Here is a 12,563-nt window from a genome sequence, read left to right on the forward strand (position 1 = left end):
ATCTCTGAAGTGAGTGTGTTGTTTGAGATCTCAATAGTGTGTCAGCTTTTTATGTCTGGCCTGGATTGAGCATTTTGTGTGTTTGGTTTGGGTTGGTTTTTGTTTGGTCTGGCTGGGCCTTTTGTGGGTTTGGTTGGGCTGTTTTTTATGCCAGTTTGTCTGGTTTTTTGGGGCCTGTTTGGGCTTTCTGGATTATTGATTGGGGCCGCATTTGTTTTGTGGTTTTGGTTTTTGTTTGGAGAGTTTGATCCTGGCTCAGGACGAACGCTGGCGGCGTGCTTAACACATGCAAGTCGAACGATGAAGCTGGGAGCTTGCTTTTGGTGGATTAGTGGCGAACGGGTGAGTAATACGTGAGTAACCTGCCCCCTTCTTTGGGATAAGCCTGGGAAACTGGGTCTAATACTGAATATTCTGCGTCTGCCGCATGGTGGGTGTTGGAAAGGGTTTTCTGGTGGGGGATGGGCTCGCGGCCTATCAGCTTGTTGGTGGGGTGATGGCCTACCAAGGCGTCGACGGGTAGCCGGCCTGAGAGGGTGACCGGCCACATTGGGACTGAGATACGGCCCAGACTCCTACGGGAGGCAGCAGTGGGGAATATTGCACAATGGACGCAAGTCTGATGCAGCGACGCCGCGTGGGGGATGAAGGCTTTCGGGTTGTAAACTCCTTTTAACACTGAAGAAGCGTGAGTGACGGTAGGTGTTGAATAAGCGCCGGCTAACTACGTGCCAGCAGCCGCGGTAATACGTAGGGCGCGAGCGTTGTCCGGAATTATTGGGCGTAAAGAGCTCGTAGGCGGTTTGTCGCGTCTGCTGTGAAAGATCGGGGCTTAACTCCGGGGCTGCAGTGGGTACGGGCAGACTAGAGTGCGGTAGGGGTAGCTGGAATTCCTGGTGTAGCGGTGGAATGCGCAGATATCAGGAGGAACACCGATGGCGAAGGCAGGTTACTGGGCCGTTACTGACGCTGAGGAGCGAAAGCATGGGGAGCGAACAGGATTAGATACCCTGGTAGTCCATGCCGTAAACGTTGGGCACTAGGTGTGGGGCCTTTTCCATGGGTTCTGCGCCGTAGCTAACGCATTAAGTGCCCCGCCTGGGGAGTACGGCCGCAAGGCTAAAACTCAAAGGAATTGACGGGGGCCCGCACAAGCGGCGGAGCATGCGGATTAATTCGATGCAACGCGAAGAACCTTACCAAGGCTTGACATGCACCGGGATCATGCAGAGATGTGTGAGTCTTCGGACTGGTGTACAGGTGGTGCATGGTTGTCGTCAGCTCGTGTCGTGAGATGTTGGGTTAAGTCCCGCAACGAGCGCAACCCTTGTCTTGTGTTGCCAGCACGTTATGGTGGGGACTCACGAGAGACTGCCGGGGTTAACTCGGAGGAAGGTGGGGATGACGTCAAATCATCATGCCCCTTATGTCTTGGGCTTCACGCATGCTACAATGGCTGGTACAGAGGGTTGCGATCCTGTGAGGGTGAGCGAATCCCTTAAAGCCAGTCTCAGTTCGGATTGGGGTCTGCAACTCGACCCCATGAAGTCGGAGTCGCTAGTAATCGCAGATCAGCAACGCTGCGGTGAATACGTTCTCGGGCCTTGTACACACCGCCCGTCACGTCACGAAAGTTGGTAACACCCGAAGCCCGTGGCCTAACCTTTTGGGGGGAGCGGTCGAAGGTGGGATTGGCGATTGGGACGAAGTCGTAACAAGGTAGCCGTACCGGAAGGTGCGGCTGGATCACCTCCTTTCTAAGGAGCCTTTTCTTCCTGTTTTTGTTGATGTTTGGGGAGAGCCTTCATGTTTTTGTGGGGGTTGGGTTTTCTAGTGGAATGGGAAGCTGGCATGCTGTTGGGTTCTGGGGTAACACCTGTGCTGCCTGTGATGATGATTGCCGTGTTGGTGGTTGTTGTTGTGGTGTTGGTGTGGTGGTTGAGAATTGTATAGTGGACGCGAGCATCTTTTGGTTTTTTGTAAGTGTTCAAGGGCGTTCGGTGGATGCCTTGGCACATGGAGCCGATGAAGGACGTTGTTGCCTGCGATAAGCCTCGGGGAGTTGGCGAACGAGCTGTGATCCGAGGGTGTCCGAATGGGGAAACCTGGCCAGAGTTGTTTCTGGTGACCGCTGCCTGAATGTATAGGGTAGTTGGGGGTAACTCGGGGAAGTGAAACATCTTAGTACCCGGAGGAAAAGATATTCTGTGAGTAGTGGCGAGCGAAAGCGGATGAGGTTAAACCGGTTGTGTGTGATAGCCGTCGGGTGTTGCATGATCGGGGTTGTGGGACCTGCTGGAGAGGACCGACGTTCTCTTGGCGAGTGAGAAACTGGTGGCATAGTCGAAGTTGTTGGGAAGCAATACCGTAGAGGGTGAGAGTCCTGTAGATGAAATGTTGCTGGCTCGTTGTGGTGTTCCCGAGTAGCACGGGGCTCGTGGAATCTCGTGTGAATCTGCCCAGACCACTGGGTAAGCCTAAATACTCTGTGTGACCGATAGTGGATAAGTACCGTGAGGGAATGGTGAAAAGTACCCCGGGAGGGGAGTGAAATAGTACCTGAAACCGGACGCTTACAATCCGTCAGAGCCTTCTTGGTGGGGGTGATGGCGTGCCTTTTGAAGAATGAGCCTGCGAGTTAGTGGCATGTAGCGAGGTTAACCCGTGTGGGGTAGCCGTAGCGAAAGCGAGTTTTAAAATGCGTTGTAGTTGCATGTTCTAGACCCGAAGCGGGGTGATCTACCCATGGCCAGTGTGAAGCACGTGTAAGAGCGTGTGGAGGCGCGAACCCACTTCAGTTGAAAATGGAGGGGATGAGCTGTGGGTAGGGGTGAAAGGCCAATCAAACTCCGTGATAGCTGGTTCTCCCCGAAATGCATTTAGGTGCAGCGTCGCGTGTTGCTTGGTGGAGGTAGAGCGACTGGATGGCTGATGGCCCTTACCCGGGTACTGACGTCAGCCAAACTCCGAATGCCATTAAGTTCAGCGCGGCAGTGAGACTGCGGGGGATAAGCTCCGTAGTCGAGAGGGAAACAGCCCAGACCGCCGGTTAAGGCCCCTAAGCGTGTGCTAAGTGGGAAAGGATGTGGAGTTGCTGTGACAACCAGGAGGTTGGCTTAGAAGCAGCCATCCTTGAAAGAGTGCGTAATAGCTCACTGGTCAAGTGATTCTGCGCCGACAATGTAGCGGGGCTAAGTACACCGCCGAAACCGTGGCAAACTTTTTTTGTTTGGGTAGGGGAGCGTCGTGCGTGAGGTGAAGCAGCACAGGTAACTGGTTGTGGATTTCGTACGAGTGAGAATGCAGGCATGAGTAGCGAATGACGGGTGGGAATCCCGTCCGCCGAATGACTAAGGGTTCCAGGGCCAGGTTGTTCCGCCCTGGGTTAGTCGGGTCCTAAGGCGAGGCCGACAGGCGTAGTCGATGGGCAACCGGTTGTTATTCCGGTACCGGCGAAGGACCGTCCAATGCTGAAGCTTGTGATACTAACCATCCGATCCGTGCTGGTCTCTTTCGGGAGTCTGGTGTTGGTGAGCGTGGGATCTGAACTTGTGTGTAGGTAAGCGTGTTAACAGGGGTGACGCAGAGTGGTAGCTTCCGCGTGGCTAATGGCTTGCCACGTTTAACAGTGCAGCCTGTTTCCTAGGTAAATCCGGGGGACGTGTAGGGTGAGGCTGGATGATGACCCATTATTTTTGGGGAAGTAGAGTGATCCTGTGCTGCCTAGAAAAGCCTCGACGCGAGGTCCGAGCCGCCCGTACCCTAAACCGACACAGGTAGTCGAGCAGAGTATGCTAAGGCGTTCGAGAGAATCGTGGTTAAGGAACTCGGCAAAATGCCCCCGTAACTTCGGAAGAAGGGGGGCCTGATCCTTGAAGCCTTTTTCTGGCTAGGGGTGATGGCCGCAGAAACCAGGGAGAAGCGACTGTTTATCAAAAACACAGGTCCGTGCGAACACGTAAGTGGATGTATACGGACTGACGCCTGCCCGGTGCTGGAAGGTTAAGAGGAACGGTGAGACATTTCGGTGTCGAGGCTGTGAATTTAAGCCCCAGTAAACGGCGGTGGTAACTATAACCATCCTAAGGTAGCGAAATTCCTTGTCGGGTAAGTTCCGACCTGCACGAATGGCGTAACGACTTCTCCACTGTCTCAACCGCGAACTCGGTGAAATTGCATTACGAGTAAAGATGCTCGTTACGCGCAGAAGGACGGAAAGACCCCGGGACCTTTACTATAGCTTGGTATTGGTGTTTGGTACGGCTTGTGTAGGATAGGTGGGAGACTGTGAAGCATGCACGCTAGTGTGTGTGGAGTCGTTGTTGAAATACCACTCTGGTTGTGCTGGATGTCTAACCTTGGACCATGATCTGGTTCAGGGACAGTGCCTGGTGGGTAGTTTAACTGGGGCGGTTGCCTCCTAAAATGTAACGGAGGCGCTCAAAGGTTCCCTCAGCCTGGTTGGTAATCAGGTGGCGAGTGTAAGTGTACAAGGGAGCTTGACTGTGAGACTGACAGGTCGAGCAGGTGCGAAAGCAGGAACTAGTGATCCGGCGGTGGCTTGTGGAAGCGCCGTCGCTCAACGGATAAAAGGTACCCCGGGGATAACAGGCTGATCCTGCCCAAGAGTTCATATCGACGGCATGGTTTGGCACCTCGATGTCGGCTCGTCGCATCCTGGGGCTGGAGTAGGTCCCAAGGGTTGGGCTGTTCGCCCATTAAAGCGGCACGCGAGCTGGGTTCAGAACGTCGTGAGACAGTTCGGTCCCTATCCTCTGCGCGCGTAGGAAACTTGAAAAGGGCTGTCCCTAGTACGAGAGGACCGGGATGGACGAACCTCTGGTGTGCCAGTTGTTCCGCCAGGAGCATGGCTGGTTGGCTACGTTCGGAAGGGATAACCGCTGAAAGCATCTAAGCGGGAAGCCTGCTTTAAGATAAGGTTTCCAGACACCCCTTTGTGGTGTGTGAGGTCCCCTAGAGATGATGGGGTTGATAGGCCAGACGTGGAAGCCCGGTAACGGGTGGAGCTGACTGGTACTAATGGCCAACCACCTACAAGTAAACAATGTTAATAATTGATTCTCGCGTCTTCTATACAATTCTGGACCACCAGACACACACACTCTTGGGGGTGTGTGGTGGTGTTAGTCCGCGTGTTTTGACGGTGGCGATAGCGGTAGGGATCCGCCCGGTCCCATTCCGAACCCGGAAGCTAAGCCTACCAGCGCTGATGGTACTGCACTCGTGAGGGTGTGGGAGAGTAAGACACTGCCGTCATTAAACTTCAGGGTGTGGCCCCCACACAAACCATTTCCTAGTCCTGGTAACAGGACCAGGAGGTTTGGGTGGGGGCCACACCCACACCCACACAAAATGTTTTCGGTGTAAATTTCTGCGCTATCGTTTATGTGAATTATTGCGGCGTGTTTTATCTTTTGCGTTGCCAGCGCTAGACTTATTTTGCACCTGTGATGCGCCTGTTTTCTGATTAACAATTGAACCGTGAGGTAAAAATGGCCAACCATTACGACAATAATGAACACTCATCCCGTCGCGAGCGGAGATCCTCTGGTTGGCATTCAGCGTCAGAACGTCGGGGCAATTCCCAACGTCAGTGGCGACGTAACGATTCTTCTGATTATCGATCAGAATCACGTCACAATGATCGTTCGGATCGTCGGGGTGGCTATCGTCGTCATGACCGTGATGATCGTCGTGATGGGTTCCGTCGGGATAATGATGATCGTGGTTTGCGCGGTGGAGAGCGTTCGGATCGCGGTTTTAGGCGTGATGATCGTGGCTATGGTCGTGATGACCGTCGGGGTGGCTATCGTCGTCATGACCGTGATGATCGACGCGACGACCGTTTTGAGTCGAAGTCGCAACGAGGTCAAGGGCGTGATCGGCGCGAGGATGCACAACTTTCCACTACGGAACTCGAAGTTCCAGCATCGATCACTCCTGAATCTCTCGACCCCACGGCATACCGTCGGCTGAACTCTCTCAACAATGAGAACGCGCATCGAGTTGCTCGTCATCTTGCCTATGCTGGAGAGATGATTGATATTGACCCTGAAGTTGCATATCAACATGCTAAGGCAGCGTTCATTACTGCAGCTCGTATCGATATTGTCCGCGAAGCTCTCGGTATCACAGCCTACATGACAGGGCGTTACGCAGAGGCGTTGCGTGAGTTACGTACGTATCGTCGTATGAGTGACGACTATCAGCACGTCCCGCTTGAAGCAGACTCTGAGCGCGGCATGGGCCGTCCGGAGAAAGCCCTTCGGTTCATCGAGGGTATCCCCATGAACCGGCTTGAGCCTGCAGCACAGGTAGAGTTGGCGTTCGTCGTTTCTGGAGCACGTGCCGAGACGGGCGATTCCGAAGGCGGACTTGCGGTCATGGAAAAACTGAAGATTACAAATCTTCCTCAAGAAGTCGCCGCACGCGCGAGTTTAATTAAGGCAGACCGCCTTGAGGAACTCGGACGAACTGAGGAAGCCGCCGAGCTGCGCGCAAAATATGCCGACGATGAGGCATCCGACGAAGTTGACGTTTACGACTTGAATGATGTCCTCGATGATATGAAGGATGAGGATCCTCATACTCCACTTGCCTCTGAAGAAGAGGATACGGACGATCTCGATTTCGCAGGAGATGATTTCGACGACGAGGATCTTGAGGATGCGCCGTTAGCGGACGAGGCTGTTGAAGAAGCTGTTTTCAACGATGATTCATCTGACGATGGTCTCAATGAAGATGAGCAGTGAGTGAGGTACATAACACGATGACACAACAGTACGCAGGACCAGCTCTCAACGATATTGCGGATTTGATGCTCACAGACCTTGACGGCGTGGCGTATCTTGGTCAACAAGCAGCGCCCTTTGCAGCTGAGGGGATTGCAGAGGCGAAAGAACACGGTGTTCATCCGGTTTATGTGACGAATAATTCGTCGCGTCCACCGGTAAAAGTCGCCGAGCACTTGACCGAACTCGGCATTCCAACGGCCCCTGAGGACGTTATTAATACCGCGATAACTGGTGTTATGCAAGTCAGTGAGCAGGTTCCGGCCGGATCGAAGGTGCTCGCCGTCGGCGGCGACGGCGTATTTGAAGCACTTCGGGAAGCGGGTTTCGATGTCGTCACGAGCGCTGATGATCATCCCGCGGCTGTTTTGCAAGGCTTTGCTGAGCATGTGAGCTGGGTTGAGCTCTCTGAGATCGTGCTGGCAATACGGCAGGGGGCTGTCTATGTTGCCACTAACTTGGATGCGACAATGCCTCGCGAACGCGGCGAAACAGTTGGCAATGGTTCGTTGGTCGCTGCAGTTGTTAATGCAACCGGTGTCACGCCATTGAGCGCCGGTAAGCCCGCACCAGATATGTATCAGTTAGCAGTGTCTCGCACCGGTTTGACTTCGCCAATCGCGATTGGTGATCGACTGGATACAGATACTGTTGGTGCGAATGCAGCAGGAATTATCTCAGTCCATGTGCTCACAGGAGTGTCGCAAGTTCGTGACGTCTTGCTTGCTGAGGAAAAGTCACGCCCGCGTGTACTTGCACGCGATCTTCGTGATCTTGGAATTGCGTTCAGCGAAGTAACCAAAGACGGCGAGAGTTGGGTCTGCGACGGCGCGTCGGCTCAGGTCGTTGATCAACGTGTGATTGTCGATGGTGAACCAATTGGAGTTTCCTTGACACATGAGCAATATCGCGCTGCAGCAAGTGCTGCATGGGATGCGCAAGATCAAGGAATCCATCTCGATCCGAATTTGATTCCTGGAGCTATTGCTGTCCGCTAATCTGTGGATAATCCCTGCGGGCGCTTTGCGCCCGCAGGGTACAATGGCGTCTGAGGAGGATTAATGAGTGAGGCAAAACCAGCGGTTGACCCGCGAATCAGACTTGAGATGCTGGAGACCAAGTCACGCGATCAACAAATTGCTGACCTTGAGGAGATCCATCGCGAGCTTTCTCATGAGTTAGTGAAGGCACAGATCTGATGGCAAAACTCATTCGTGTTGATGCTGAACTCGTTCGCCGTGGACTTGCCAAGTCACGTAAAGAAGCAGCAGAGCTCATCGGTGCAGGGCGAGTCTTTCTCGATAAAGCGGGTGTCTCGAAGCCTGCACGGCAAATGGATCCTGCTCAAGCGCTCGTGGTGAAAGAAAGCGTAGAGCCTTCCTATGCATCACGCGGTGCATACAAGTTGATTGGTGCTCTTGACTATCTGGGCGAAGACGGACCTCGTGTTGAAGGAGTGCGTGCGCTCGATGCAGGGGCATCCACTGGTGGTTTCACAGATGTTTTGCTTCGACGGGGAGCTGCTTCCGTTGCTGCGGTGGATGTTGGCTATGGGCAAATCGCGTGGAAGCTGCGCGAAGACCCGCGTGTTGACGTGATTGAACGTACCAACGTCCGTACCCTCGATCCAGCTGTTGTAGCACCAGCTCCGTCTCTTGTCGTCGGAGATCTTTCATTTATTTCTTTGACGCTGGTGATTCCTGCACTCGTCAATGCCTCTTCAGACGATGCAGAATTTGTGCTGATGGTCAAACCACAATTTGAGATTGGCAAAGATCGTCTCGGGCACGGGGGAGTGGTCCGTAATCTTGCACACCATCATGAGACGGTGAAGAAGGTAGCGATATCCGCCCGTGAAGCAGGCCTGCGGTTGCGCGCGGTTGCTCCATCACCGCTACCTGGTCCAGCAGGAAATGTGGAATACTTCCTCTATATGGGAAAAGAGGGCAAGGATCTCCTCGGCGATGACCTCGATCGCGCCATTGACGATGCGATCAATGCTGGGCCAGCTGGAGGCGTACACAAGGATGTGACGGAATGAGAAAAATTGCGCTCTTGACACATGAATGGCGTGAAGATGCTTTGTGTCGCGCCGCGTCAGCGAAGGACCGGCTCACGTCGGCGGGAATCGACGTTGTGGACGCTCAATACACCTCCGACGTCGTCGATGCGGAACTTCTGCTAGTTGCTGGTGGAGACGGGACAATCTTGCGCGGTGCAGAGCTCACACGTGGGACGCAGGTTCCGATCCTTGGCATTAACTTTGGGCATGTTGGATTCTTAGCTGAAGCTGAGCCGTCGTCGATGGACGAAGTAATTACCGATGTTATCGAACATCGGTGGAGTGTTGAAGACCGCATGACACTCGATCTTGATATCACTTTGGTTAATGGTCAGGTTATTCATGAATGGGCAGTGAACGAAGCTTCGATCGAGAAAGCGCACAATGCGCGCACAATCAATCTTGGAATGGGCGTTGATGGGCGGGGGCTATCAACTTACAACGCCGATGCGGCACTGATCTCGACTCCAACAGGTTCGACAGCGTACAACTTCTCTGCGCAAGGGCCAATCGTTTGGCCTGACGTTGAAGCGATGATTTTTAACCCGATCGCAGCACACGCGTTATTTACACGCCCCCTTGTCGTCGGCCCAAATTCAGTGATCCAGGTACAGGTGTACTCCCAGAATGCAATCATCTGGTGCGATGGCCGACGTTTCATTGACCTCGGAGACGGTGCACAGATTGAAGCTCGTCACTCAAGCGAGCGTGTCTATTTAGCCCGTTTGAATGATTCGCCGTTCTCATCACGTCTGGTCAGGAAATTCCACCTTCCTGTCTCAGGGTGGAGGAGCATAAACACGGATGATTGAGCGCGTTTCGATTTCAAATCTCGGAGTGATTGAATCCGCAGAACTCACGTTGACGCAGATGATGACTGCGATCACTGGTGAAACTGGTGCAGGTAAAACCATGGCTCTTACCTCACTTGCACTCCTGATGGGACAGAAAGCAGATCCCTCGCGTGTGCGCAACGGCGCAGAATTTGCACAAGTTGACGGAGTTTTTTTGGCTTCTGTCGATTCACCGGTGGTCTCCCTCGTTACCGACGCGGGAGGTCGAGTTGATATCGACGGTGACAAAGCCATCATTTACGTGTCGCGTGTGATTCCTTCACGCGGTCGTTCGCGCGCATACGCTGGTGGAAAGGCTGTGCCAGCTTCCCTTTTGGCATCAATTGCGGAACACTTGGTGACTGTTCACGGGCAAAGTGACCAGATCCGGCTGAAATCTCAATCGGCGCAACTTGAATCTCTCGATACGTTCGGCGGCGAGTCGTTACATGCTTCCCGTAGTGCTTATGACGAGGCGTGGATAGCTGCAAAATCAGCACGTGATGCGCTGAAAGCATTTCGCCAGGATGCTCGTGCGTCAGGATTGGAACGCCTCTCGCTCGAAGCTTTAGTGAAACGAGTCGAGACGCTCGATCCGCACGAAGGTGAAGATGAAGCTCTTCGGACTGAGGCCATGAAGCTTGAAAATATCGAATCATTACGTGAAGCGATGGGCGCGGCTGTCACTGCGCTTGAGGATGCTCAAGACGGGGCTCTGGGGCGGCTGGACTTCGCTCGTCATGAACTCCAACGTGCGAGTGCTGATGACACGACGTTGTCCCAACTGGCTTCTGAACTGTCCAATTCGATCTCAACAGTGGCCGATATCGCTGCTCAAGTGCGCAGCAAAATTTCTGAACTTTCTGCGGATCCTGATCGACTGAATAAAATTCATGTTCGCCGCGCTGACCTTACACGTCTTCAACGGGATCTTGCCATGACAATTCCTGAAGTATTAGTCGAACGTGATCGTGCGGTTGCTCGTCTTCAGGCATTAGTCGATCCAGACATCATGGAGGAGAAACTCGAAGAGACCTATAACGCCGCTCTCGCCAAGCTCAAGGATGCGGGACTCGCTCTTCGATCACAACGTGAGCGTGCAGCAGTGGAACTTTCTCAGTTGGTTACTCACGAATTGCATTCGTTGGCCATGAAAGATGCCATATTTAACATTCGTCTTGAGCCACGTGAAAAACCTGCACCACACGGTTTGGAAGATTGTGAGTTCTTACTACAGCCCCATCGTGGTTCCTCCACACTCCCTCTCGCAACCAGCGCCTCGGGTGGTGAGATGTCACGCATCATGCTCGCCCTTGAAGTCTCACTTGCTGCCCAATCGCACGAGGGCGAAAGAACTTTTATTTTCGACGAAGTGGACGCGGGAATTGGCGGAAGTACTGCGATTACTGTAGGTGAACGTTTAGCTAAATTAGGTCAACATCATCAAGTTTTGGTTGTCACTCACTTGGCTCAGGTCGCCGCGTACGCGCACTGTCAGGTTGTCGTTCGTAAGTCTACGGCAGCGACAGTTTCGACCGACGTTCGAGTCATGAGCGGTGAGGAACGGGTTATTGAGCTGGCGCGGATGCTCTCTGGGCAACCCGATTCAGAAGCGGCACGCGCGCACGCTGGTGAACTACTCGCAGGCGCGATTGTGTCATGATGGAGGCATGGTGTTCGGACGTAAACTGATCTCGTTGGCAAGCGATTCCCAGATGCATGGTTCCGCACGTGTCGATTCTCGGACGAAGCGTCTCACGAAGCGCTTGGCGCGTGGTGACGTCGCAATTATTGATCATGAAGATCTCGATCGAGTCTCTGCTGAGGCTCTTGTTGATTGCGGCCCTTCTGTTGTGCTGAATGCTGCGAAATCTACATCTGGCCGCTATCCCAATCTTGGACCGGGTATCCTCTTAGCTCACGGACTAACGTTGATCGATAATCTCGGTTCGTCTGTGATGGATATCAAAGAGGGAAGCGAAGTGCGCGTCACAAATGACGGTGCAGTCTACGTGGGAGACACTCTGATTGCGGAGGGTGACCTTCTGACCGAGCAATCAAATGCTGCAGCGATGGAAGCTGCGCGTGCAGGGATGGCCACCCAACTGAAAGCCTTCGCAACGAACACGATGGAATATGTCGAGAAGGAACAAGACCTCATTCTTGATGGTGTTGGCGTGCCAGATGTGCGGACCTCATTTGAACATAAGCACGCCCTCGTGGTGGTTCGCGGATACCGATACAAAGAGGACCTACAAGCGTTACGACCTTATATCCGAGAATATCGACCAGTCATGATTGGAGTCGATGGAGGAGCCGACGCAATTCTTGAGGCGGGGTATCCCCTTGACATGATCGTTGGTGATATGGATTCCGTGTCGGATAAGGCGCTTCGCTCCGGTGCGGAGATTGTTGTTCATGCGTATCGCGATGGTCGAGCGCCAGGGAAGAAACGCATGGAAGATCTGGGCATTGACCATGTTGTGTTCCCTGCAACAGGGACATCTGAAGATATTGCAATGCTGTTGGCAGATGACAAAGGCGCTGAGCTCATCGTGGCGGTCGGAACTCATTCGACTTTGATTGAGTTTCTCGATAAAGGGCGTGCGGGAATGGCCTCGACTTTCCTCACTCGTCTGGAAATGGGCTCGAAACTGATCGACGCCAAGGGCGTTTCCCGACTCTATCGTTCGCGTATTTCTAATTGGCAGATTGCGACCTTACTGATCGCTGGCATTGTGGCGATGGTTGCGGCGCTGTCGGTAACTGACGCAGGACAAATTCTTTTTAAGCTTGTCAATGTGTGGTGGAGCGATTTCGCACGCTGGATCACTCATCTTTTTTAAGGGGACTTCA

The 12,563-nt window shown here is 53.4% G+C and carries 7 protein-coding genes and 3 rRNA genes; all 10 read left to right on the plus strand.

The window, feature by feature from the left end:
• The first annotated feature begins 232 nt into the window (after positions 1–232).
• The 10 genes from P7079_RS03680 (at position 233) to steA (ending at position 12,553) form a co-directional block, all read left to right on the plus strand.
• Positions 233–1,757, plus strand: a 16S ribosomal RNA gene (locus tag P7079_RS03680).
• A gap of 220 nt (positions 1,758–1,977) precedes the next feature.
• A 23S ribosomal RNA gene (locus tag P7079_RS03685) occupies positions 1,978–5,060 on the plus strand.
• Between the two features lie 100 nt (positions 5,061–5,160).
• Positions 5,161–5,277 (plus strand): 5S ribosomal RNA (rrf, locus tag P7079_RS03690).
• The 16S, 23S and 5S rRNA genes sit together here, the layout of an rRNA operon.
• A 236-nt stretch (positions 5,278–5,513) precedes the next feature.
• A complete protein-coding gene (locus P7079_RS03695) occupies positions 5,514–6,773 on the plus strand; it encodes a tetratricopeptide repeat protein (RefSeq protein ID WP_278013482.1) in 1,260 nt (419 codons plus the stop codon).
• A 17-nt stretch (positions 6,774–6,790) separates the two neighbouring features.
• Positions 6,791–7,810 carry an HAD-IIA family hydrolase gene (locus P7079_RS03700; RefSeq protein ID WP_278013483.1) on the plus strand — a complete coding sequence of 340 codons (1,020 nt, stop codon included), beginning with the start codon at positions 6,791–6,793 and terminating at the stop codon, positions 7,808–7,810.
• 63 nt (positions 7,811–7,873) lie between these two features.
• Positions 7,874–8,011, plus strand: a complete 138-nt coding sequence (locus P7079_RS03705) for a hypothetical protein (RefSeq protein ID WP_278013484.1) — start codon at positions 7,874–7,876, stop codon at positions 8,009–8,011.
• A complete protein-coding gene (locus P7079_RS03710; RefSeq protein ID WP_278013485.1) occupies positions 8,011–8,853 on the plus strand; it encodes a TlyA family RNA methyltransferase in 843 nt (280 codons plus the stop codon). The genes P7079_RS03705 and P7079_RS03710 overlap by 1 nt, the downstream gene beginning before the upstream one ends.
• A complete protein-coding gene (locus P7079_RS03715) occupies positions 8,850–9,686 on the plus strand; it encodes an NAD kinase (protein ID WP_278013486.1) in 837 nt (278 codons plus the stop codon). Before P7079_RS03710 ends, P7079_RS03715 begins: the two co-directional genes overlap by 4 nt.
• Positions 9,679–11,370: a DNA repair protein RecN gene (recN, locus tag P7079_RS03720; protein WP_278013487.1), complete on the plus strand. Its 1,692-nt coding sequence runs from the start codon at positions 9,679–9,681 to the stop codon at positions 11,368–11,370. The genes P7079_RS03715 and recN overlap by 8 nt, the downstream gene beginning before the upstream one ends.
• A gap of 7 nt (positions 11,371–11,377) precedes the next feature.
• A complete protein-coding gene (steA, locus tag P7079_RS03725; protein WP_278013488.1) occupies positions 11,378–12,553 on the plus strand; it encodes a putative cytokinetic ring protein SteA in 1,176 nt (391 codons plus the stop codon).
• Positions 12,554–12,563 lie beyond the last annotated feature (10 nt).

This window comes from Arcanobacterium canis, from assembly GCF_029625435.1.
GTDB classification, from domain to species: domain Bacteria; phylum Actinomycetota; class Actinomycetes; order Actinomycetales; family Actinomycetaceae; genus Arcanobacterium; species Arcanobacterium canis.

Excerpts from the sequence above, each read along its gene's own strand:
- P7079_RS03700 (WP_278013483.1), top strand. The coding sequence starts at position 6,791 with ATGACACAACAGTACGCAGGACCAGCTCTCAACGATATTGCGGATTTG.
- P7079_RS03715 (WP_278013486.1), top strand. The coding sequence starts at position 8,850 with ATGAGAAAAATTGCGCTCTTGACACATGAATGGCGTGAAGATGCTTTG.
- P7079_RS03705 (WP_278013484.1), top strand. The coding sequence starts at position 7,874 with ATGAGTGAGGCAAAACCAGCGGTTGACCCGCGAATCAGACTTGAGATG.
- recN (WP_278013487.1), top strand. The coding sequence starts at position 9,679 with ATGATTGAGCGCGTTTCGATTTCAAATCTCGGAGTGATTGAATCCGCA.
- P7079_RS03710 (WP_278013485.1), top strand. The coding sequence starts at position 8,011 with ATGGCAAAACTCATTCGTGTTGATGCTGAACTCGTTCGCCGTGGACTT.
- P7079_RS03695 (WP_278013482.1), top strand. The coding sequence starts at position 5,514 with ATGGCCAACCATTACGACAATAATGAACACTCATCCCGTCGCGAGCGG.
- steA (WP_278013488.1), top strand. The coding sequence starts at position 11,378 with ATGGTGTTCGGACGTAAACTGATCTCGTTGGCAAGCGATTCCCAGATG.